This is a genomic window from Frateuria edaphi, assembly GCF_021117405.1.
Classification (GTDB): domain Bacteria; phylum Pseudomonadota; class Gammaproteobacteria; order Xanthomonadales; family Rhodanobacteraceae; genus Frateuria_A; species Frateuria_A edaphi.
Map to the genome: position 1 here is coordinate 2,943,074 of NZ_CP088251.1, position 21,116 is coordinate 2,964,189.

Here is a 21,116-nt window from a genome sequence, read left to right on the forward strand (position 1 = left end):
CGGGCAGGCGCGACCACGCGCACCCCATGGGCCGCAACCGCGGCCACCGGTTGCGGCGTTGCATCATCGGTACCCGCGCCGGACAATAGGCGGTTCGCGCCGGTCAAGGCGCATCCCGCTGAATTGCAATCCCCTTTCCGAGGAGTGGCGCCGTGTCCATCACCCGCATGAGCGATCTGGAGCTGCGCGGCAAGCGCGTGCTGATCCGCGAAGACCTGAACGTGCCGATCGACGACGGCCGCATCACCTCGACCCAGCGCCTGGACGCGGCGCTGCCGACGATCAAGGCCGCGCGCGACGCCGGCGCGAAGGTGATGGTGCTCTCGCACCTGGGCCGCCCGAAGGAGGGCCAGTTCGACGCCGAATCCTCGCTCGCTCCGGTCGCGAAGTGGCTGGGCGACAAGCTCGGCACGCCGGTGCGCCTGGTCGCCGACTATCTCGGCGGGGTCGACGTCGCCGAAGGCGAAGTGGTGGTGCTGGAGAACTGCCGCATGAACGTCGGCGAGGGCAAGGACGACGAGGCGCTCTCGAAGAAGTACGCGGCGCTGTGCGACGTGTTCGTCATGGACGCCTTCGGCACGGCGCATCGCGCGCAGGCTTCCACCCATGGCGTGATCCGCTTCGCGCCGCAGGTCGCCGCCGGCCCGCTGCTGTCGGCCGAGCTGGACGCACTGGGCAAGGCGCTGGAACAGCCGGCACAGCCGTTGCTGGCGATCGTGGCCGGTTCGAAGGTGTCGACCAAGCTCACCCTGCTGGACAACCTGATCGGCAAGGTCGACCAGCTGATCGTCGGCGGCGGCATCGCCAATACGTTCATCGCCGCCGCCGGCTACGGCGTCGGTAATTCGCTCTACGAGCCGGACCTGATCGACGCGGCGAAGAAGGTCATCGCCGATGCCAGGCGCCGCGGCGCCGAGGTGCCCCTGCCGGTCGACGTGGTCGTGGCGCCGGAGTTCTCCGCCAATGCGGCGGCGACGGTCAAGCCGGTCGATGCGGTCAAGGACGGCGAGATGATCCTGGACATCGGACCGGAGACCGCGCGTCGCTATGCCGAACTGATCGCCAACGCCGGCACCGTGGTGTGGAACGGCCCGGTCGGCGTGTTCGAGTTCGACGCCTTCGGCAAGGGCACCGAAACGCTGGCCCACGCGATCGCCGACTCCAAGGCGTTCTCGATTGCCGGCGGTGGCGACACGCTGGCCGCGGTAGACAAGTACGGCATCGCCGACAAGGTCTCCTACATCTCCACCGGCGGCGGTGCGTTCCTGGAATTCCTCGAAGGCAAGGAGCTCCCTGCCGTGGCCGCGCTCAAGGCGCGTGCGAAGCACTGATGCTCTGCCTGTTCGACCTCGATGGCACGCTGATCGACTCCGAGCACGGGATCACCGCGTGCGTGAAACACGCGCTGGAGCGCCTGCGCGTGGCCATCCCGAGCACGGAGGAATTGCGTCGCTGGATCGGTCCTCCGCTGCGGCACAGCTTCGCGCCGCTGCTGGGCCATGACGCGGCACGGGTCGAGGCGGCGGTGGAGCACTACCACGAGCGCTTCGACACCCACGGCTGGCGCGAGCACGCCGTCTACCCGGGCATCGAGCCGTTGATCGGCCGCCTGCTCGACGCCGGCCACCAGCTGGCCATCGTTACCGGCAAGCCGCACCGGCATGCCGAACCGATCCTGGCGCAGCTGCCGTTCGGCCAGGCTTTTTTGCGGCTGTACGGACCCGATCCGTCGAGCGCCAACAGCGAAAAGGCGGACATGATCGCCGCCGCCATGGCGGACTTCGGCGTTCGCGCCGAGGAAACGGTGATGATCGGCGACCGCCACTTCGACATCGAAGGTGCCGTTGCCAACCGCGTGCGCGGCATCGGCGTGTTGTGGGGCTTCGGCAGCCGAGCGGAGCTGGAACAGGCGGGTGCCGCGGCGATCGCCAGATCGCCTGAAGAACTGGGCGTGCTGCTCGGCGCGTGACGTACTCCTCCCTGAAAGCCCGGGGGGAACCGATGGGCCGTCGTGCCGAGAATGGCTGCCTCTCGCCGCCGGAGAGAGGGCTGGGGTGAGGGGCCGCGGTTGCGGCAAAACCTCCCTCACCCGCCTGTGGTCTTCCCACTCAACCGGGAAGACCCGATAGAGCGAAGTCGATCAGCCGACCACGCGCTTGACCGCATCCACCACGTTCGTGACGGTGAAGCCGAAATGCTCGAACAGCTGCGGCGCCGGGGCCGAGGCGCCGAAGCCGGTCATGCCGATGACTTCACCATCCAGGCCCACGTACTTGCGCCAGTAGTCGGCCGTGGCCGCTTCCACCGCCACGCGCGCGCGGCACCACGACGGCAGGATGCCCTCGCGGTATTCCAGCGGCTGCTCGTCGAACACCTCGGTGCAGGGCATCGAGACCACGCGCACCGGCACGCCCTGCTGGGCCAGCGTCCGGGCCGCTTCCATCGCGAGTTCCACTTCCGAGCCGGTGGCGATGATGATCGCCTTGAACTTCGTGTCGGCCGGATCGGATAGGACGTACGCGCCGCGCGCGATGTCGGCCACCTGCTGCTCGCTGCGCTGCTGGTGCTTGAGGTTCTGGCGCGAGAACACCAGGCAGGCCGGATTGCCCTTGCGCTCGATGGCGGCCTTCCACGACACGGCCGATTCGACCGCGTCACAGGGGCGCCACACCTGGTTGTTCGGAATGTAACGCAGGCTGGCCAGGTGCTCGACCGGCTGGTGCGTCGGGCCGTCCTCGCCCAGGCCGATCGAATCATGGGTGTAGACGTGGATCGCGTGCGCCGGGATCAGCGCGCTCATGCGCACGGCGTTACGCGCGTAGTCGGAGAACACCAGGAAGGTGGCGTCGTAGGGAATGAAGCCGCCGTGCAGCGCCAGGCCGTTGGCGATCGCGGTCATGCCGAACTCGCGCACGCCGTAGTAGACATAGTTGCCCTGGCCGTCGCTGCTGTTGCCGTTGCCGGCGTCCTTGCTGCCCTTCCACTTGGTGAGGTTGGAGCCGGCGAGATCCGCCGAGCCGCCGATCAGTTCCGGCAGCAGCGGACCGAAGGCGTCCAGCGCCATCTGCGAGGCCTTGCGCGAGGCCACTTCGGGCCCTTCGGACTGCATCTTCGCGATGTAGGCCCGCGCCTTGTCGTTCCAGTCGGCCGGCAGCTCGCCAGAGAGGCGGCGCTTGAATTCGGCGGCCAGCTCCGGGTGCGCCTTGGCGTAGGCATCCAGCGTGGCGTTCCACTCCTGCTCACGCTTGGCACCGGCGGCCTTGGCGTCCCAACCGGCATAGATTTCGGAAGGAATTTCGAACGGCGGGTAGCTCCAGCCGAGCTGCTCGCGCGCGGCGGCGATTTCGTCCTTGCCCAGCGGCGCGCCGTGGCTCTCTTCCTTGCCCTGCTTGTGCGGCGCGCCGAAGCCGATGATGGTGCGGGCGCAGATCAGCGTGGGCTTTTCGCTCTGCGCGGTGGCCTGCGAGATCGCGCGCTTGATCGCCTCGGCGTCATGGCCGTCCACGCCGCGGATCACGTTCCAGCCGTAGGCCTCGAAGCGCTTGGCGGTGTCGTCGGTGAACCAGCCGTGCACCTCGCCATCGATGGAGATGCCGTTGTCGTCGTAGATCGCCACGAGCTTGCCCAAACCCCAGGTACCGGCCAGCGAGCAGGCTTCGTGCGAGATGCCTTCCATCAGACAGCCGTCGCCCAGGAACACGTAGGTGTGGTGGTCCACTACCGTGTGACCGGGGCGGTTGAAATGCGCCGCCAGCACCTTCTCGGCGAGCGCGAAACCCACCGCGTTGGCCAGGCCCTGGCCGAGCGGGCCGGTGGTGGTTTCCACGCCGGGCGTGTGGCCGTACTCGGGGTGGCCGGCGGTCTTCGAATGCAGCTGGCGGAAGCGCTTGAGCTCCGCCATCGGCAGGTCGTAGCCGGCCAAATGCAGCAACGCGTACTGCAGCATCGAGCCGTGGCCGTTGGAGAGCACGAAGCGGTCGCGGTTGGGCCACTTCGGATCGGCCGGGTTGTGCTTCAGGAAATCGTTCCACAGCACTTCGGCGATGTCGGCCATGCCCATCGGCATGCCCGGATGGCCGGACTTGGCCGCCTCGACGGCGTCCATGGCGAGGGCGCGCACGGCGTTGGCAAGTTCGCGGCGGGTGGTCATCGGTCGAATCTCCGGGCAAGCGGCAAAGCGCCAATTGTCGCCGATCGGGAGGGTTGCTGTCGCGTCGCGTGCAAGTACCTGCCGCGACGATTAATTCGGGCTTAACCGACGCCGGAGCAATACCGCGCAACTTCAGGTAGCGCCCGTTCCAATGTCATCGCGCATGATTCGTGCGCGACGACCGGCGAGCCTTCCGGAAAAAGCGGAAGGACGTCCAGGCGTCCAAACGACCTGGTCGCGGAACTTAACCGCAAATTACCGGCATCGTCATGCGCATTGAATCTTTGGCGCACCGGCCGCATCCAAGAAGTCGCGTGTCGCTCTTCCCCTTTTCAGGGCGCACGCAAGCGATCGACTCCCCACGATCGCCACAACAACAGGAGAATCTCCCAATGAAAAAGACGCTGATTGCCCTTGCCTTTGCTTCCGCCGGCCTGCTGGCCGTCCCCGCCGCGTTCGCGCAGAGCGCGCCGACCCACAACGACGGCTGGTTCGTCAACGGCAACGTCGGCCGCACCTCGATCGACAAGGGCCCGTACGACAACCACGACACCGGTTATGCGATCGGCGGCGGCTACCGCTGGGCGATCACCCCGTCCGTGGCGCTGGGCGCCGAGGTGGGCTACAACGACCTGGGCAACATCCACGTCAAGAACATTTTCAACAGCAATGACGTGGTCGAGCAGGGCCGCTCGCAGCTGCACGGCTGGACCGCCGGCGTGAACGGCCATTTCAACGTGGCGCCGAACTGGTACGTCAGCGCACGCACGGGCCTGTACAGCTGGAAGGGCCACGGCCTTTCCAATGACGTCAACCCGGTGCGCAAGAGCCTGGACGACACCAGCTGGTACGCCGGCGCGGGCGTGGGCTACGACTTCAGCAACAACGCCAGCCTGGGCCTCAACTTCGACCACTACGATGCGTCGAAGAACAACGTCAACCTCGACACCAACATGGTGTCCGTCAGCGCCGAATACCGGTTCTGATCACATGGGCGCAGGGATGCGCCTCCATGGAGAAGAAGGGCGCCCTCGGGCGCCCTTCTTTTTTGCCCTCTCCATGGAAACAGGGCATGTACACCGCAGCACACAGACACGCGCGGTCTTCGGCCTCGGCTCCCGAGCGTCCGCGGTGAAGCGGCGGCAGCTCCTCTAGGAGCAAGAGACCGGCCAGGCAACGCGAGGAGGCGCCCAGCTCTTGCCCCTCACCGGGCTGGCGCCGACAAGCAATCGGAGGCCGCCGCAGGCGAGTCACGTCACGGAGGGATTCTCAAGAAGCAAGGCATCCATGCGGGAGCTTCCCGCGAGCCGCGGCCCCTCTCCCCGGACGGGAGAAGGAGCAAGGCAAAAAAAGGGCGCCCTGAGGCGCCCTTTCTCACAACTGTGCGTTGGCAGTTCAGCCGTTCCACTGTCCCAGCGCGGCCAGGCCATTCTCCTTGGCACGCGCGGCGACGGTCTTCTGCGCCTCGGCGTAGTTGGCCTTCATGTCCTTGGCCCACAGCTTCAGCGCCGCCTGCTGCATGGCGCGGCCGTAGGAGAACGACAGCGGCCACGGGTGCGGGCCGATGTGGTTCATGGCGTTGAGGTGCGCGGTCGACTGCTCGTCGGTCTGGCCGCCGGAGAGGAACACGATGCCCGGCAGCGAGGCCGGCACGGTGCTCTTGAGCACGCGCACGGTCGCCTCGGCCACCTCCTCGACTTCGGCCTGCTCGTCGCAGTCCTTGCCGGGGATGACCATGCTGACCTTCAGGATGGTGCCCTCGAGCATCACGTTCTGCTCGTACAGCGCGTTGAACAGGCTGCGCAGCACGGCTTCGTGCACTTCGTAGCTGACCTCGATCGAGTGGTCGCCGTCCATGATCACTTCCGGCTCGACCATCGGCACCAGCCCGGCTTCCTGGCACAGCGCGGCGTAACGGGCCAGCGCGTGGCAGTTGGCTTCGATCGCGGTGGAGCTGGGGTTGTCGTCGGAGATGTTGATCACCGCGCGCCACTTGCAGAACTGCGCGCCCAGCTTGACGTACTCGGCGAGGCGGTCGCGCAGGCCATCGAGGCCCTCGGTAACCACGTCGCCCGGGAAGCCGGCCAGCGGCACCGGACCCTTGTCGACCTTGATGCCCGGGATGATGCCGTTCTTCTTCATCACCTCGGTGAACGGCACGCCATCCTTGGTCTTCTGGCGCAGCGTTTCGTCGTACAGGATCGCACCGGAGATGTGCTCGTTCAGGCCCGGCGTGGTCAGCAGCAGTTCGCGGTAGGCGCGGCGGTTTTCCTCGGTGTTCTCGATGCCGACCGCCTCGAAGCGCTTCTTGATCGTGTTGGTCGATTCGTCGATCGCGATGATGCCCTTGCCGGGCGCGACCATCGCCTGGGCGATGCTTTCAAGATCTTCGATGCTCATGAACGACTCCGTGCAGACGAGGCGGGGTCACCGCAATGGATTTGCGCCGCCCCAAGCGGGACGGCAGGTCAAAGAACCGCCGATTATAACGACATGGTGTCAACGCCGTCGTGACGGCGCGGCACGGCTAGTTTTCGTAGCCCGGCAGGCGGCACGGTGCCATCACCTGCTCCTGGCCGGCCGGATCGGAGGGCGCGTTGAACGGCACCACGTAGTACGTAGCCACCGGATCGTGGTTCTTGTTGGACAGCGAGGGGCCGTAGCGGAAGTTGGACACGGCGCTCAGCGCGATCTGGCCGAAATCGCCCTTGGGGACGACTTTCTCGACCTTCAGATCGCGCGGCAGGCCGTCGGAACCGATCATGTAGCTCACCGCCGCGCAGCCCGGCTGGTTGACGTTCCGGGCACTGTTGGGCACGTCGACGGCGACGTTCTGGTTCAGGAGGATCCAGTGGTCGTACAGGTGCCGCGGATCAACCCGTTGCTGGGACTGGGCCGCCACCGGCAGACCAGCGGCCAGCAGCGTCGCGAAGGCGAGACGACGGACGGTCGGGTTCATGGCAACCTCCTGGTGTGGGGCTGGCCAGTGTAGCGCCGTGGCGAAAAGACAGCCTGTGGCGCTTTTGCTCCCTCTCCCCTCGGGTGGGAAGGACTGATGCTGCGGTGTTTGGGGCCCTTCGCCTCGATCCTTTCCCTCGGAGAGGAGGGGGAAGCGAACGCAGAGCGCCGTGCTTACAGGTCGCGCAGGCTCTCGACGATGCCCTCCGCACCCACCAGCAGCAACTTGAGCGTGTTGGTGCCGCCACCGGCACCGACGCGGTCGCCCTGGGTGAGCACCACGCGGTCACCCTCGGCCAGTTTGCCCTGCGCGAACAGCTGGCGAACCGCCTCGCGCGCGTTGGCCGCCGAACTCTGGCTCACCTCGGTAAAGGCCACCGGTTGCACGTCGCGCAGCAGCAGCATGCGGCGGCGGGCGTCGGCGCTGGGCGAGAGCGCGAAGATCGGTACCGCGCTGCGATAGCGCGAGAGCCACTGCGCGGTGGCGCCCGAGTCGGTCAACGCGATCAGTGCGCGCACGCCGAGCTGCCCGGCCAGCACCATCGCGGCCAGGGCGATCGCCTGGTCCGCGCGGTCCAGTCGATGCGCGGCGGAGGTCAGGTCTTCCTTGGGCTCGAACTGGCGCTCGGCGCCCAGGCAGATGCGTCGCATGGCGGCCACCGCCACGTCCGGATGCGCGCCGGCGGCGGTCTCCTGCGAGAGCATCACCGCGTCGGTGCCGTCGATCACCGCGTTGGCGACGTCGAGCACTTCGGCGCGCGTGGGAATCGGCGCGGTCACCATCGACTGCAGCATCTGCGTGGCGGTGATCACGGCGCGGTTGCGGGCGACCGCCTCGCGGATGATCTTCTTCTGCAGGCCGGGCAGCTCGGCGTCGCCGATTTCCACGCCCAGGTCACCGCGCGCCACCATCACCGCATCGGATGCGTCGATGATCTCGCCCAGCACCGGAATCGCGTCGGCACGCTCGATCTTCGCGACCAGCGCGCCAAGGCCATCGGCCTCGCGCAGCAGGCGACGCGCCTGCTCCATGTCGGCCGCCGAACGCACGAACGAGACGGCGAGGAAGTCGGCGCCGATTTCGGCCGCCAGGCGGATGTCCGCCCGGTCCTTGTCCGAAAGCGCGGACACCGACAAGCCGCCGCCCTGGCGGTTGAGCCCCTTGCGATCGGAAAGCTTGCCGCCGATCAGCACCTCGCAGCGCACTTGTGCGCCTTCGACGGCATCCACGCGCAACGCGACCAGCCCGTCGTCCAGCAGCAGCACGTCGCCGGCCGCCACGTCCTGCGGAAGCTGGTGGTAGCTGACACCGACACGGGTGCCGTCGCCGGGCGGCGCGTCGGGCGAGCAGTCGAGCACGAACGGATCGCCCGGATGCAGCTCGATCGGACCGTTGGCGAATTTCTCGATGCGGATCTTCGGGCCCTGCAGGTCGGCGAGGATGCCGACCTCGCGGCCGGCCGCCAGGGCCGCGTCGCGCACCGCCATGGCGCGGGCGCGATGGTCCTGCGGTTGGCCGTGCGAAAGGTTGAGGCGGACCACGTCCACGCCCTCGGCGATCAGTCGCGCGAGCATGCCCGGCGCGTCGGTGGCGGGACCCAGGGTGGCGACGATCTTGGTGCGGCGCAGGTGGTTTTCGGCATTCATGCCGTCGAGGCTAGCAGATGCCAGTCACGGCGCGGCCCGGGTGCAATCGTATGCAATGTGACGGGAGACCCATCCCCGCCCCAGCCTTCCTGGAGGGGGAGGAGCAAGGGCGCGGCGCCTCGAGTTCCTCACGCAACTCATCCCAGGGTGCGGTTGAGCAATTGGGCCAACCGCCGCCCCGCCTGGCGCAGTCGCCGTTCGGCCACCGGCAACTGCGTCCTGACGTAAGCGGCGCCAACCGCATGGCCGTCCGGATAGATGTCGCGGGTGAGCCGGCAGGATTCCTCCGCCCATGCCGCGAACGGCGCGCCCGCCACCGGCGGCAGCGCGACCATCCCGAGCGCATCCAGCCGCTTCGCGTACGCCTGCCAGTCCAATCCACGGGTGCGCAGCATCCCCGAGTCCCACACGCGATGCAGGTTGCTGCCCTGGTCCCGGAACTGCACCTGGTAGGTGTTGCCGCCCTTGTCGGGTCGATAGCCGGCGTGCAGCGGCTGGTGCACGTCACCGACGAAATGCACCACGAACTTCAGGGCCTCGCGGCGTGCATCCTCGCTCTGGCTCCGGTCGCCGAGCACGGCGACGTAGTGCGCCAGGCCCTCGACCACGCACCGTCCCTCGCGGCAGTCGCGCGGCGGCTGGTAGTCGCAGTCGCGGTCGCCGAAGTTGATGTAGTGCAGGCTGCGCGTGGCCTTCCACAGCGCCTGTTGCGATGGATCGTCCTGGATGTCGTCGGCCCAGGTGGCGACGTCGGCCAGCCGGCGCGTGTGCTCGGGGCCCAGCAGGCGCGCGACCTGGGCTTCGGCGGCGGGACTCAGGTGGCGCTGGGCGAGCTCGGCGACGATGCGATGACCGTTCGGTCCCCAGGCATGGGCGTCAGGGACCAGCAGGAAACAGGCGAGCAGGAGAACGGCGGAACGACGCAGGAACATCATCGAGACAACGACCACAAAAGGCCGGCCAGTGTGCCACAGCGCCTCAGTCGAGCACTTGCAACGGCAGCTTGAAGTAATGCTGGCCATTGCCTTCGGGCGGCGGCAGCCGGCCACCGCGGATGTTTACCTGCAGCGCCGGCCACAGCAGGCGCGGCGGCGGCAGGCCGGCGTCGCGCTGCCGCCGCATCGCCACGAACGCCTCCTCCGTCACGCCGTCCCGGATGTGCTTGTTCCCGGCGCGCTGCTCGGCGATCGGCACCTCTGCCCGCGGCGCGCTTCCGGCGGCGGGATAGTCGTGCGCCAGGAACATGCGGGTGACGGGCAGGCCGTAGATGCGCCATACCGACTGGTACAGCGCATTCGCATCGCCGCCGGGGAAGTCGCAGCGTGCGGATCCCGCCTCCGGCGAGAACAGCGTATCGCCGACGAACACTGCATCGCCGATCAGATAGCTGAGGCTGTCGGGCGTGTGTCCCGGCGTGGCGATGACGTGGATCACGAGTTCGCCCAGCGGCAACGCGTCGCCGTCGTGCAGCAGACGGTCGAACGCGCGGCCATCCAGCTCCGGCTCGTCTTCCAGGCCCAGCCGCTGGCGGAAGGTTTCCTGCACCTGTTCGATGCCCGCGCCAATCGCGGTCTGTGCACCGGTGGACGCGCGCAACCAGGCTGCCGCCGACAGGTGGTCGGCGTGCGCATGGGTCTCCAGGATCCAGCGCACCTGGGCGCCGTCGCGCTCGGCCGCCTGAAGGATCGCCGCCGCGCTGGCGTGGCCGAGTTCGCCGGTGGCCGGGTCGAAGTCCAGCGCGGCATCGATGATGGCCGCCTCGCCCGTGGCGGCGTCGCGCACCAGGTAGCTCCACGTCGAGGTGGGCGCGTGGAAGAAGGGGGTGATCTGTGCCTGCATGGCTACGCTCCTGGGGAACTCGACGCCCGGGCCGGAGTATGACGCGACCGCCCTTGGGCAAGCAGCCGCGACACCACCGCCACGACCGATACCTGCCGAGGCAGGCAGGCCGAAGGCGCAGCGGACCGGACGGTATACGGCCCCGTGACCCCGATCGGCGCTAAAATGCGCGTTTCAGGCGACCCGAACGTCGCCGCTCCACCGCTCCATCGAACCCAAGAGGATGCTTGCCCATGGCCATCAAGGTCGCGATCAACGGCTTCGGCCGCATCGGCCGCAACGTGCTGCGCGCCGCCGTGCAGAATTTCGCGGACATCGAAATCGTCGCCATCAACGATCTGCTGGAGCCCGACTACCTGGCCTACATGCTGCGCTATGACTCCGTGCATGGCCGCTTCAAGGGCGAGGTGGCCGTCGATGGCGCCCACCTGCTCGTCAATGGCAAGCGCATTCGCCTGACCCAGGAGCGCGATCCGTCGAACCTGAAGTGGGACGAAGTCGGCGCCGAGGTGGTGATCGAATCGACCGGCCTGTTCCTGACCAAGGAAACCTGCCAGAAGCATCTGGACGCGGGCGCGAAGAAGGTGATCCAGTCGGCGCCCTCCAAGGACGACACGCCGATGTTCGTCTACGGCGTGAACCATGAGAAGTACGCCGGCGAGACGATCATCTCCAACGCCTCGTGCACCACCAACTGCCTGGCGCCGCTGGCCAAGGTGCTCAACGACAAGTGGGGCATCAAGCGCGGCCTGATGACCACCGTGCACGCGGCGACCGCCACGCAGAAGACGGTCGACGGTCCGAGCAACAAGGACTGGCGCGGCGGCCGGGGCATCCTGGAGAACATCATCCCCTCCTCCACCGGCGCGGCGAAGGCCGTGGGCGTGGTGATCCCCGAGCTCAACAAGAAGCTCACCGGCATGTCCTTCCGCGTGCCGACCAGCGACGTCTCGGTGGTCGACCTCACCGTCGAGCTGGAGAAGCCGGCGACCTACGCGGAGATCTGCGCCGAGATGAAGGCGCAGTCCGAAGGCGCGCTCAAGGGCATCCTGGGTTACACCGAGGAGAAGGTGGTCGCCACGGACTTCCGCGGCGACGCGCGCACCTCGATCTTCGACGCCGACGCCGGCATCGCGCTCGACCCGACCTTCGTCAAGCTGGTCAGCTGGTACGACAACGAGTGGGGCTATTCGAACAAGTGCCTGGAAATGGTGCGGGTGGTGGCGAAGTAAGCGCATCGGGCCGGCTTCCCTCGAAGCCGGCGCGCCACGAGAAGGCCGGGACCTGCGCAAGGTCCCGGTTTTTTTTCGCCCGGCGAAACCGCCGCCGAAGGGCGCGGTCTGCGGCATCCGGACACGCCTGGCGTCGCGCGTCCTGTTCCGGCCTATACTGAGGCAATGATAGGCATTCTCAACAAGGCAGCCGCGTCGATGCTGGCCTTCGCGCTGCTGGCGGGCGGGTGTCCCGCCCTCGCCCGGGCCCAGTCGGCGGGCTCCGCCGCAGCCGCCGTCCCGGCATCGCCAGAGGTCAGCCAGACCTGGCAGATGCTCGACTACCTGGCCACCGACTACGCCGGCGCGGTGCACGACGGCCACGTGGTCAGCGCCTCCGAATATGCCGAGATGCGGGAATTCGCCGCCACGGTGCGCCAGCGCCTGGCGCAGCTGCCGCCGCGCCCGGGCTCGCCGGCGCTGCAGGCGCAGGCCGCGCAACTGGTGCAGCTGATCGACGCCAAAGCCGCCACGGCCGACGTGGCGCGCCAGGCCCACGGGTTGGCGGACGCGCTGCTGGCTGCCTATCCGGTGCCCACGGCGCCCGCGCACCTGCCCGACCTCGCCCGCGGCGCGGCGATGTACCAGCAGACCTGCGCCGCGTGCCACGGCGCCACCGGCCAGGGCAACGGCCCCGCGGCCGCGGCGCTCGAGCCACCGCCGATCGACTTCACCGACCGCACGCGCGCCGACCAGCGCAGCGTGTTGTCGCTGTACGAGGCCATCAGCCAGGGCGTCAAGGGCACGGCGATGACCGCCTATGCCGAACAGTTGTCGGTCGACGATCGCTGGTCGCTCGCCTACTACGTCGGTTCGCTGGCCTACGCGCACCGCGCGGGCGAAGGTGTGCGGGCGTGGAAGGACAACGCCCTGGCACACCAGCGACTGGGCAACCTGGAAGAGCTTTCCCGCGCCCGCGTGGCGGACCTGTCGCCTGCACTGGGCGAGCAGCAGGCGCGGGCCATCCTCGGTTACCTGCGCGCCTATCCGCATGCGTTGCCCAAGTCCCGTTCCGGCCTGGCGCTGGCGCGCGAGAAACTGGCCGCCAGCCTCATCGCGTGGCAACAGGGAAATCATGACGAAGCGGAGCGCCTGGCACTCTCGGCGTATCTCGATGGCGTGGAACCGGTCGAGCCGCAACTGGACGCGCGAAACGCGGCACTGCGCTCGCAACTGGAAACGGCGATGGGCGTCTACCGCACCGCGGTGGCCAGCGGAGGGGCAGACGTCGTGGCGAACCAGCAGGCCGCCGACGCGCTGCTGCAGCGTGCCCAGGCCGTCCTCGCCGGCGGTTCGGCCGACGCCGCCTCGGCCTTCCTCGGCGCCTGGACCATCTTGGTGCGCGAGGGGCTGGAGGCGCTGCTGGTCGTCGTCGCCCTGCTCGCCTTCCTGCGCAAGGCCGAGCGCCCGGCGATGCTGCGCTACGTGCATGCCGGCTGGAGCCTGGCGTTGCTGGCGGGCCTGGCCACCTGGGCGGTGGCGAGCTACGCGGTGGCGATCAGCGGCGCGGGACGCGAACTCACCGAAGGTCTGTCCTCGCTGTTCGCCGCCGCCGTGCTGCTGTGCGTGGGGCTATGGATGCACCGCAAGAGCGTGGGCGGGCGCTGGCAGGCGTACCTCAAGGCCAAGATGGCCGCCACCCTCGATCGCTCGGCCTGGTTCCTGTTCGGCCTGGCCTTTCTCTCGGTCTACCGCGAAGTGTTCGAGACGATCCTGTTCTACGTGGCGATGTGGAACGAAGGCCCACGGATGTGGCTGCTCGGCGGCATCGGTACTGGCGCGCTGACGCTCGTCGCGATCGCGTGGCTGCTGCTGCGCACCAGTCGGCGGCTGCCGCTGGGCAAGTTCTTCTCGGCCAGCTCCGCGCTGATCGCACTGCTGGCGGTGGTGCTCACCGGCAAGGGCATCGCGGCGCTGCAGGAAGCCGGCTGGATCGGCGTGCACGTGGCGCCGTTGCCGCGCATCGAACTGCTCGGCATCTATCCGACCTGGCAATCGATCAGCGCGCAGGCCGTGGTGGCGCTGGTGCTGGCCGCCGGGTATGCGGTGAATCTGCGGCGCGTTCCCGGCTGACCCGGCCCCTTTCCGGGGCGCACTTGTGCGCGACCGGAGACACGGCGGTCGCGTCAGGCGCATTCCCGCAAGGGTGCCTGCAGACTTGGCGGGCGGACGCGCAGCGGCGAACTGCCCGGGCGCGTCCTGCGCGAGGTCCCTCGCGCAGGCGCACCCTGCAGCCCTCCCCAACCGATCCCCAGGCGGGTGCTACCGCTTGAGCAGCGCCAGCTTGTCCGGCACGCCGTCCCATTGCCCGGCCTCCGCCATGGCCGGGATCTTCGTCGTGATCACCGGCCACTCGCGCGCCAGTTCGGCGTTGAGCGCCAGGAAGCCTTCCTGGCCGACCGGGATGTCCAGCTCGGGAAAAATCGCGCCTACCGGGCACTCCTCCACGCAAAGCGTGCAATCGATGCACTCGTCCGGGTTGATGACGAGGAAATTCGGACCCTCGTGGAAGGCATCGACCGGACACACCTCCACGCAGTCGGTGTGCTTGCAGTTGATGCAGTTCTCGGTCACGACGTGGGTCATCGGCGGCGAGTATGCAGATGCCCTCCGCGGGGCGCCCTGACCCAGGTCAGGGCGCGGGAACGGGCGGCACGGCGCCGGCCGGCTTGTACGCCACGGCCACGAATGCGGGCGCACGATCAGAGCCCGGCGGCGTGCGACAACCGGCCACAGCGCCGAAGCGGTCTTTTGCCGCGGTGCTTTGACACAGGTCAGGCGAACCGGTCGCCCGCCCACGGAAAATACACGGACTTCTCCTGGAACCCCTCCATGCCCAACACCGAGTATTACAACGACAAGGTCGTGCGCCAGTTCCTGCTGGCGGCGGCCGTGTGGGGCATCGTCGGCATGTCGGTCGGCGTGCTCGCGGCCGCGCAGCTGGCGTGGCCCATGTTCAACTTCGATACGTCGTGGCTGACCTTCAGCCACATTCGCCCAGACCACACCTTCGGTGTGATCTTCGCCTTCGGCGGCTCGGCGTTGATCGGCACCTGCTACTACGTGGTCCAGCGCACCGGGCACACGCGGCTGGCCTACCCGAAGCTCGCCGCGTTCACCTTCTGGGGCTGGCAGGTCGCCTGCCTCGCCGCGATGATCACCATGCCGCTGGGCATGACCCAGAGCAAGGAATACGCGGAGCCGGAGTGGTGGGTCGACATCATCATCGCGGTGGTGTGGATCAGCCTGGGCGTGGTGTTCTTCGGCACGCTCGCGCGCCGGCGCATCCGCCACATCTACGTGGCGAACTGGTACTACGGCGCGTGGATCATCGCGGTGGGCCTGCTGCACATCGTCAACAACCTGGTGATCCCGGTGTCGCTGTCGAAGTCCTACCCGATCTACTCGGGCGTGGTCGATGCGATGGTGCAGTGGTGGTACGGCCACAACGCGGTGGCGTTCTTCCTGACCGCCGGCTTCCTCGGGATGATGTACTACTTCGTGCCGCGCCAGGCGCAGCAGCCGCTGTGGAGCTACCGCTTCTCCATCGTCAATTTCTGGGCGCTGATCTCGGTGTACATGTGGGCCGGCGCGCACCACCTGATGTACACGGCACTGCCGGACTGGGTGCAGTCGGTCGGCATGGCCTTCTCGCTGGTGCTGCTGATGCCCAGCTGGGGCTCGGCGGCGAACGGCCTGATGACCTTCAACGGTTCGTGGCCGAAGCTCAAGGTCGACCCGGCGGCCAAGTTCATGGTGCTGTCGCTGGTGTTCTACGCGGGCAGCACGTTCGAGGGCTCGATGATGGCGGTCAAGACCGTCAACCAGCTCTCCCACTACACCGACTGGACCGTGGCGCACGTGCACAACGGTGCGCTGGGCTGGGTGGCGATGATCACCATCGGCTCGCTCTACGCGATGGCGCCGCGCGCGCTCGGCCAGCCGGCGATGTACTCGCGCAAGGCGATGGAATGGCATTTCTGGCTGCACGTGTTCGGCGTGGTGCTGTACGTCGGCTCGATGTGGGTCGCCGGCGTCACCGAGGGCCTGATGTGGCGTGCCACGCTGCCCGACGGTTCGCTCACCTACCCGTTCATCGACAGCCTGCTGGCGATCCAGCCGGCCTATTGGACGCGGTGGTTCGCCGGCGTGGTGATCCTCACCGGCATGGTGCTGATGGCGTGGAACCTGTGGCACACCGCCGCCGACGCCCGTGCGCGGCTGATCAAGCCGATCCCGGTGCCGATCCCCGAGCCCGATCCGCACCAGGTACCCGAACCGCTGCCGAGTGTGGGCTGAGGAACACGACCAGATGGCTTACAAGCATTTCGAAATCATCGAGAAGAATGCCGCGCTGCTGGGCATCCTCACGGCGATCATGGTGTCGATCGGCGGCCTCGCCGAGATCACCCCGCTGTTCATGGAAGCCCATGCGGTCAAGGCGCCGCTGGGGGTCAAGCCCTACGACCCGCTGCGCCTGGCCGGCAAGGATGTCTACGTGCGCGAGGGCTGCTACCTGTGCCACTCGCAGATGATCCGGGCGCTGCGCGCCGAGACCCAGCGCTACGGCCACTTCTCCACCGCGCAGGAATCGGTCTACGACCGTCCGTTCCAGTGGGGCTCCAAGCGCACCGGGCCGGACCTGGCGCGCGTGGGCGGCAAATACACCGACGACTGGCAGCGCCTGCACCTGGAGAATCCGCGCCAGGTGGTGCCCGAGTCGAACATGCCGCAGTACGACTGGCTCGAGCACAACACGATCAGCGCCGAGGACATCCAGGCGCGCATGCGTGCGCTGCGCAGGCTGGGCGATCCGTACACCGATGCGGACATCGCCAGCGCGCCGAAAGCGCTGGCCGGCAAGACCGAGATGGATGCGCTGATCGCCTACCTGCAGGGGCTCGGCATCCAGAACGAGCCGGCGGCCACCGTGCCGGTGCCGACCGGCCACGGAGGCACGCCATGAACCATCCGATGATGAATCCGTTCTGGGGCCACCTGACCGGCGTGGTCACGGTGCTGCTGATGCTGGTGTTCATCGGCATCTGGATCTGGGCCTGGCGCAAGCGCCACCGCTCGACCTTCAAGCGGATGAGCGAGCTTCCGATGGAAGACAAGCCGGAAGGGCCGGCGCCGGGCGCGCCGGACGCGGACAAGAACAACAAAGGTAGGCAGCCGTGAGCGCGGGTTGGTCGTTGTGGGTGATGTTCCTGGTGGTGCTGAACTTCGGCATCACGTTCCTGCTGTTCCTGTGGGCGCCGCGGGCGAAGATCCCGACACTGTCGGACGACACGAGCGGCCATGTCTGGGCGCACGGCACCATCCGCGAAGGCGTGCGCAACCTGCCGCTGTGGTGGCTGCTGCTGTCCGGCGCGATGTTCGTCGCCGGCGCGCTCTACCTGGTGCTCTACCCGGGCTTCGGCAACCACAAGGGCACGCTGGGCTGGACGGCGCACGGCGAGCTGGCGCGGGACGAGGCCATCAACAACGCCAAGCTGGACGACCTGGTCGAACGCTTCCGCAAGTACCCGGTCGAGCAGCTGGCCGACGACCCGGCCGCACAGCAGATGGGCGAGCGCCTGTTCGTGGACAACTGCGCCGCCTGCCACGGCCGCGGCGGCTACGGCAACGTCAAGCTGGGCGCGCCCAGCCTGATCGACGATGACTGGCTCTACGGCGGCAGCGGCAAGGACATCCTCGCCTCCATCCACGATGGCCGCAGCGGCCTGATGCCGCCGTGGGCGAGCCTGGGCGAGGACAACGTCAAGAACCTGGCCAACTACGTGCTGAGCCTGTCCGGCTCGTCGCACGACGAAGGCCGCGCGGCCGCGGGCCAGCCGCTGTTCACCACCTGCGCCGCCTGCCACGGCCCGCAGGGCAAAGGCAATCCGGCGCTGGGCGCGCCCAACCTGACCGATCACGTGTGGCTGCACGGCGGCAAGTTCGAGGACATCGTGCGCACCATCGGCGGCGGTCGCCAGGGCCACATGCCGGCATGGAGCAAGCGCCTGAACGACGACCAGATCCGCGTGCTGGCAGCCTACGTCTACCACCTCTCGCACCAGGGCGATGCAGCAGCACAAGCCTCCCGCTGAGGCGTCGGCCGCGGCCGACGCCTGGTACCGGCAACCCGTGCTGTGGCTCGGGGCGGTGATCTTCGCCGCCTCGCTGGCCGGGTGCATCTGGACGATCGTGCTCGGTTCGCGCCATGCCGACCTGCCGCTGCAGATGACCGAGCATCCGCATACGTTGCTGGACATGCCGATGCACGGGCCCGTGAACGGGGGCCGCCAAAAAGCGGAAAGCGCCAAGGCCTCGTCGTCCCGCGCGGCCGGTGCGCCAGGGCGCGGCCCATGAACGCCGCCGGCATGCACGCGGCGTGGCTGCACCCGCGCCTGGCTGCGCAGGTGATCCGTCCCCGGCGCGATGGCCGTGCCGAGATCGCGCTGCGTGTCGAAGGCCTCAACGACCCGCGCCAGCAACTGCGCCTGGACGCGCGCCTGCACGCCCTGCCGGGCGTGGCGCGCGTGGCGATCGACGCCCGCGCACAGCGCGCGCGCATCGTGTGGAACCCCGACCGGCTGGCCCTGCCGCAACTGCTCGACGCGTTCGCCGCCGAGCAGTGCAGCGCACGGCCGCTCCGGCGCGAACACATCGACGACGCGCGCAGCGGCGAGGCCAACGACGCGCTCAAGCGCCTGCTGGTCGCCGGCATGTGCGCCATGCAGGTGATGACCTACGCCTTCGTCATGTACATCGGCGTGGTCGACTTCGTCGACTTCACCACGCGCGGGCTGTTCCGCTGGCTCAGCCTGCTCACCACCGCACCGGTGGTCGCCTATTCGGCGCAACCGTTCCTCGTTGGCGCCTGGCGCGAGGTGCGCACGCGACGGCTCGGCGTCAGCTTCACCGTGTCGCTGGCGGTACTGCTGACCTTCGGCGCCAGTGTGTGGAGCACGCTGCGAGGGCACGGCGAGATCTATTTCGACTCGGTGAGCATGTTCGTGTTCCTGCTGCTGGCCGCGCGCCACGTCGAGCTGCGCGCGCGCCATGCCAGCGGCGCGCTGGGCGAGGCCGCGCAGGACGCCACCCCGCTGGTGGCCGAGCGTCGCCGTGCCGACGGCAGCCTGGAAACCATACCGGCGCTGGAGCTCCTGCCCGGCGATCGCGTACGTATCGCCGAGGGCGGCACCGTGCCGGCCGACGGTGTGCTGGAGAGCGACGCGGTCGAAGTGGACGAGGCGCTGCTCTCGGGCGAATCCCGCCCCCGCCGCCGCCAGCGCGGCGAACGGCTGGTCGCCGGCGCCGTGGTCCTGGGCAGCCCGGCCGAACTGCGCGTGGAACACAGCGGCGACGACACTACCGCCGCCCGTCTCGGCCAACTGGCCGGCCGCGCGCGCCAGGCGCGCCCGGGCAACGATGCCGCCGACCGCGAGGCCACCCGCTTCGTATTGCGCGTGCTGGCGCTGACCACGCTCACCGCGCTCGCCTGGCTGTGGCTCGACCGCGCGCGCGCGTTCGACGCCGCGGTCGCCGTGCTGGTGGTCGCCTGTCCCTGCGCCTTCGCACTGACCCGCCCCGCCGCCGTCACCCGCGCGCTGGCCGTGCTCGCCGGACGCGGCGTGCTGGTGACCGAACCGGCCGCGCTCGACACGCTCGCACGCGTCGATTACGCGCTGTTCGACAAGACCGGCACGCTGACCACGCCGTGGCTCGAACCCGACGCGATCGAGCCGCTGCGCGACGGACTGGCGCCGCAGCAGGCGCTGCGCCAGGCCGCGGCGCTGGCGCGCGAAAGCACCCATCCGCTCGCCACGGCGCTGGCTGCCGCCTGGCCGGGCGACACGCCAGCGGCGCACGCGCTGAAAGTCACCGCCACCGCCGGCATAGGCGCCGAGGTGGACGGCCGCGCGCTGCGCCTGGGTCGCCCCGATTTCGCGCTGGCCTTGAGCGGTTGCGCGGCGCCGGCCAGCGCCGCCGGCACCTTGCTGCTGGCCGATGCCGAAGGCCCGCTGGCCGCCTTCCACGTCAGCGAGGCGCCACGCAGCGATGCCGCCACTACGCTGCAGGCGCTGCGCGGCGAGGGCATCGTCACCGTGCTGGCCAGCGGCGATACCCGCGCCCGCGTGGCGCCGATCGCCAACGCGCTGCACATCAAGCGCTGGGCCGGTCGCCAGTCGCCCACCGACAAGCTCGCGCTGCTCGAGGCGGCACGGGCGCAGGGCCACGTCACGCTGGCCGTCGGCGACGGCAGCAACGACGCCCCGGCACTGGCGGGCGCGGACGTCTCGGCGGTGCTCGCCTCGGGCACCGACCTGGCGCAGGCGCATGCCGACCTGCTGCTGGCGCGCGGCCGGCTGGACGGCCTTGTGCAGGCGCGCCGCGTCGCCTGCCAGCTCGCCCACGTGGTGGCCCAGGGCCGGCGCTGGTCACTCGCCTACAACCTGCTCGCGGTGCCGTTCGCCGCGGTCGGTCTGGTGCCGCCGTGGCTGGCCGCGATCGGCATGTCGGTCAGCTCGCTGGTGGTGGTGCTCAACGGCCTGCGCGTGGGCCGCGCGAGTGCCGGCGCGGCGCTGCGCGCATGAACATCCTGCTGGTGCTGATCCCGGTCACCGGGCTGATCGTGTTGGTTGCCGTGGCGCTGTTCTTCTGGGCCGCCAACCACCAGCAGTTCGACGACCTGGACAGCCCCGCCGTATTGCCGCTGATGGAGGACGAACCGGTTCCCGGCCAGGCCGACGACGCGGCGCCGCCGCACGATCCCGCTTCCCCCGATAGCAAAGGAGACACCCCGTGAAACGTCGTCTGTTCGCTTTCGCCCTGCTCGGCCTGGTCGCCGCCCCGACCTGGGCCGCCTCCAACTGCTCGACCACCATCCAGGGCAACGACGCCATGCAGTTCGACCAGAAGTCGATCGTCGTGCCCAACACCTGCAAGCAATTCACCGTCACGCTCAAGCACGTGGGCAAGTTGCCGAAGGCCGCGATGGGCCACAACTTCGTGGTGTCCGCGACCGCCGACGAGCCGGGCATCGTCGCCGATGGCGCCAAGGCAGGCATCGACAACAACTACCTCAAGCCCGGCGACAGCCGCGTCATCGCGCACACCAAGATCATCGGCGGTGGCGAGAGCGACTCGACCAGCTTCAAGGTGGACGCGCTCAAGCCCGGCCAGGATTACGAGTTCTTCTGCTCGTTCCCCGGGCACGCCGCACTGATGAAGGGCACGATCAGCCGCGCCAAGTAACCTCA

At 68.7% G+C, this 21,116-nt stretch carries 20 protein-coding genes; 13 read left to right on the forward strand and 7 right to left on the reverse strand.

All coding sequences use genetic code 11. From position 1 onward, the window contains the following. Positions 1-152 precede the first annotated feature (152 nt). Together LQ772_RS13660 and LQ772_RS13665 are read left to right on the forward strand one after the other, a co-directional pair. A complete protein-coding gene (locus LQ772_RS13660) occupies positions 153-1,331 on the forward strand; it encodes a phosphoglycerate kinase (protein ID WP_231321515.1) in 1,179 nt (392 codons plus the stop codon). Then, entirely contained in the window at positions 1,331-1,969 is a 639-nt protein-coding gene (locus LQ772_RS13665; protein ID WP_231321517.1) for an HAD hydrolase-like protein, read from the forward strand. Before LQ772_RS13660 ends, LQ772_RS13665 begins: the two co-directional genes overlap by 1 nt. A 171-nt stretch (positions 1,970-2,140) precedes the next feature. Here LQ772_RS13665 and tkt read toward each other — a convergent pair whose 3' ends face one another. Beyond that, the gene (gene tkt, locus LQ772_RS13670; RefSeq protein WP_231321519.1) at positions 2,141-4,150 is read right to left on the reverse strand and encodes a transketolase; all 2,010 of its coding nucleotides are present in this window, start codon (positions 4,148-4,150) and stop codon (positions 2,141-2,143) included. A gap of 392 nt (positions 4,151-4,542) precedes the next feature. On the opposite strand from tkt, the gene LQ772_RS13675 reads away from it, so the two are divergent. Further along, entirely contained in the window at positions 4,543-5,136 is a 594-nt protein-coding gene (locus tag LQ772_RS13675) for a porin family protein (RefSeq protein WP_231321521.1), read from the forward strand. A gap of 409 nt (positions 5,137-5,545) precedes the next feature. On the opposite strand, the gene LQ772_RS13680 is transcribed toward LQ772_RS13675, so the two are convergent. The 5 genes from LQ772_RS13680 to LQ772_RS13700 all read right to left on the reverse strand — a co-directional run bounded on the left by LQ772_RS13680 (position 5,546) and on the right by LQ772_RS13700 (position 10,594). Then, complete coding sequence (locus tag LQ772_RS13680; RefSeq protein ID WP_231321523.1) at positions 5,546-6,550, reverse strand: class I fructose-bisphosphate aldolase; 1,005 nt, start codon at positions 6,548-6,550, stop codon at positions 5,546-5,548. Between the two features lie 127 nt (positions 6,551-6,677). Next, entirely contained in the window at positions 6,678-7,109 is a 432-nt protein-coding gene (locus tag LQ772_RS13685) for an energy transducer TonB (protein WP_231321525.1), read from the reverse strand. Positions 7,110-7,282: 173 nt separating this feature from the next. Then, on the reverse strand, positions 7,283-8,755 hold the full coding sequence (gene pyk / locus LQ772_RS13690; RefSeq protein WP_231321527.1) for a pyruvate kinase: 1,473 nt from the start codon (positions 8,753-8,755) through the stop codon (positions 7,283-7,285). Positions 8,756-8,892: 137 nt separating this feature from the next. After that, on the reverse strand, positions 8,893-9,687 hold the full coding sequence (locus LQ772_RS13695) for a S1/P1 nuclease (protein WP_231326050.1): 795 nt from the start codon (positions 9,685-9,687) through the stop codon (positions 8,893-8,895). 46 nt (positions 9,688-9,733) lie between these two features. Continuing rightward, complete coding sequence (locus LQ772_RS13700) at positions 9,734-10,594, reverse strand: MBL fold metallo-hydrolase (RefSeq protein WP_231321528.1); 861 nt, start codon at positions 10,592-10,594, stop codon at positions 9,734-9,736. Positions 10,595-10,827: 233 nt separating this feature from the next. Between LQ772_RS13700 and gap the strand changes: the two genes are divergently transcribed. After that, positions 10,828-11,826 (forward strand): type I glyceraldehyde-3-phosphate dehydrogenase, encoded by a 999-nt coding sequence (gene gap / locus LQ772_RS13705; protein WP_231321530.1) that lies wholly within the window; start codon positions 10,828-10,830, stop codon positions 11,824-11,826. A gap of 165 nt (positions 11,827-11,991) precedes the next feature. Then, entirely contained in the window at positions 11,992-13,938 is a 1,947-nt protein-coding gene (locus LQ772_RS13710; RefSeq protein WP_231321532.1) for a cytochrome c/FTR1 family iron permease, read from the forward strand. 189 nt (positions 13,939-14,127) lie between these two features. Here LQ772_RS13710 and fdxA read toward each other — a convergent pair whose 3' ends face one another. Next, entirely contained in the window at positions 14,128-14,451 is a 324-nt protein-coding gene (fdxA, locus tag LQ772_RS13715) for a ferredoxin FdxA (protein ID WP_231321534.1), read from the reverse strand. 246 nt (positions 14,452-14,697) lie between these two features. Here fdxA and ccoN point away from each other — a divergent pair, with 246 nt between their 5' ends. Genes ccoN through azu form a run of 8 tightly spaced genes read left to right on the forward strand, consistent with a single transcriptional unit; the run spans position 14,698 to position 21,111 of the window. Beyond that, positions 14,698-16,164 (forward strand): cytochrome-c oxidase, cbb3-type subunit I, encoded by a 1,467-nt coding sequence (gene ccoN, locus LQ772_RS13720; RefSeq protein ID WP_231321536.1) that lies wholly within the window; start codon positions 14,698-14,700, stop codon positions 16,162-16,164. Between the two features lie 13 nt (positions 16,165-16,177). Then, positions 16,178-16,831 (forward strand): cytochrome-c oxidase, cbb3-type subunit II, encoded by a 654-nt coding sequence (gene ccoO / locus LQ772_RS13725; protein ID WP_231321537.1) that lies wholly within the window; start codon positions 16,178-16,180, stop codon positions 16,829-16,831. Beyond that, complete coding sequence (locus LQ772_RS13730) at positions 16,828-17,046, forward strand: cbb3-type cytochrome oxidase subunit 3 (protein WP_231321538.1); 219 nt, start codon at positions 16,828-16,830, stop codon at positions 17,044-17,046. The genes ccoO and LQ772_RS13730 overlap by 4 nt, the downstream gene beginning before the upstream one ends. Next, positions 17,043-17,960, forward strand: coding sequence for a cytochrome-c oxidase, cbb3-type subunit III (gene ccoP / locus LQ772_RS13735; protein ID WP_231321539.1), 918 nt, complete (start codon positions 17,043-17,045; stop codon positions 17,958-17,960). Before LQ772_RS13730 ends, ccoP begins: the two co-directional genes overlap by 4 nt. After that, positions 17,935-18,222 carry a hypothetical protein gene (locus tag LQ772_RS13740; RefSeq protein ID WP_231321540.1) on the forward strand — a complete coding sequence of 96 codons (288 nt, stop codon included), beginning with the start codon at positions 17,935-17,937 and terminating at the stop codon, positions 18,220-18,222. Before ccoP ends, LQ772_RS13740 begins: the two co-directional genes overlap by 26 nt. Then, on the forward strand, positions 18,219-20,450 hold the full coding sequence (locus LQ772_RS13745) for a heavy metal translocating P-type ATPase (protein WP_231321541.1): 2,232 nt from the start codon (positions 18,219-18,221) through the stop codon (positions 20,448-20,450). Before LQ772_RS13740 ends, LQ772_RS13745 begins: the two co-directional genes overlap by 4 nt. Beyond that, positions 20,447-20,662, forward strand: a complete 216-nt coding sequence (gene ccoS, locus LQ772_RS13750) for a cbb3-type cytochrome oxidase assembly protein CcoS (RefSeq protein WP_231321542.1) — start codon at positions 20,447-20,449, stop codon at positions 20,660-20,662. Before LQ772_RS13745 ends, ccoS begins: the two co-directional genes overlap by 4 nt. Then, positions 20,659-21,111, forward strand: a complete 453-nt coding sequence (gene azu / locus LQ772_RS13755) for an azurin (protein WP_231321543.1) — start codon at positions 20,659-20,661, stop codon at positions 21,109-21,111. Before ccoS ends, azu begins: the two co-directional genes overlap by 4 nt. Positions 21,112-21,116: the final 5 nt, after the last annotated feature.

Excerpts from the sequence above, each read along its gene's own strand:
- tkt (WP_231321519.1), bottom strand. The coding sequence starts at position 4,150 with ATGACCACCCGCCGCGAACTTGCCAACGCCGTGCGCGCCCTCGCCATG.
- LQ772_RS13745 (WP_231321541.1), top strand. The coding sequence starts at position 18,219 with ATGAACGCCGCCGGCATGCACGCGGCGTGGCTGCACCCGCGCCTGGCT.
- pyk (WP_231321527.1), bottom strand. The coding sequence starts at position 8,755 with ATGAATGCCGAAAACCACCTGCGCCGCACCAAGATCGTCGCCACCCTG.
- LQ772_RS13740 (WP_231321540.1), top strand. The coding sequence starts at position 17,935 with ATGCAGCAGCACAAGCCTCCCGCTGAGGCGTCGGCCGCGGCCGACGCC.
- LQ772_RS13675 (WP_231321521.1), top strand. The coding sequence starts at position 4,543 with ATGAAAAAGACGCTGATTGCCCTTGCCTTTGCTTCCGCCGGCCTGCTG.
- LQ772_RS13695 (WP_231326050.1), bottom strand. The coding sequence starts at position 9,687 with ATGTTCCTGCGTCGTTCCGCCGTTCTCCTGCTCGCCTGTTTCCTGCTG.
- gap (WP_231321530.1), top strand. The coding sequence starts at position 10,828 with ATGGCCATCAAGGTCGCGATCAACGGCTTCGGCCGCATCGGCCGCAAC.
- LQ772_RS13710 (WP_231321532.1), top strand. The coding sequence starts at position 11,992 with ATGATAGGCATTCTCAACAAGGCAGCCGCGTCGATGCTGGCCTTCGCG.
- ccoO (WP_231321537.1), top strand. The coding sequence starts at position 16,178 with ATGGCTTACAAGCATTTCGAAATCATCGAGAAGAATGCCGCGCTGCTG.
- LQ772_RS13700 (WP_231321528.1), bottom strand. The coding sequence starts at position 10,594 with ATGCAGGCACAGATCACCCCCTTCTTCCACGCGCCCACCTCGACGTGG.
- LQ772_RS13685 (WP_231321525.1), bottom strand. The coding sequence starts at position 7,109 with ATGAACCCGACCGTCCGTCGTCTCGCCTTCGCGACGCTGCTGGCCGCT.
- LQ772_RS13680 (WP_231321523.1), bottom strand. The coding sequence starts at position 6,550 with ATGAGCATCGAAGATCTTGAAAGCATCGCCCAGGCGATGGTCGCGCCC.
- fdxA (WP_231321534.1), bottom strand. The coding sequence starts at position 14,451 with ATGACCCACGTCGTGACCGAGAACTGCATCAACTGCAAGCACACCGAC.
- LQ772_RS13665 (WP_231321517.1), top strand. The coding sequence starts at position 1,331 with ATGCTCTGCCTGTTCGACCTCGATGGCACGCTGATCGACTCCGAGCAC.
- LQ772_RS13730 (WP_231321538.1), top strand. The coding sequence starts at position 16,828 with ATGAACCATCCGATGATGAATCCGTTCTGGGGCCACCTGACCGGCGTG.
- ccoS (WP_231321542.1), top strand. The coding sequence starts at position 20,447 with ATGAACATCCTGCTGGTGCTGATCCCGGTCACCGGGCTGATCGTGTTG.
- ccoN (WP_231321536.1), top strand. The coding sequence starts at position 14,698 with ATGCCCAACACCGAGTATTACAACGACAAGGTCGTGCGCCAGTTCCTG.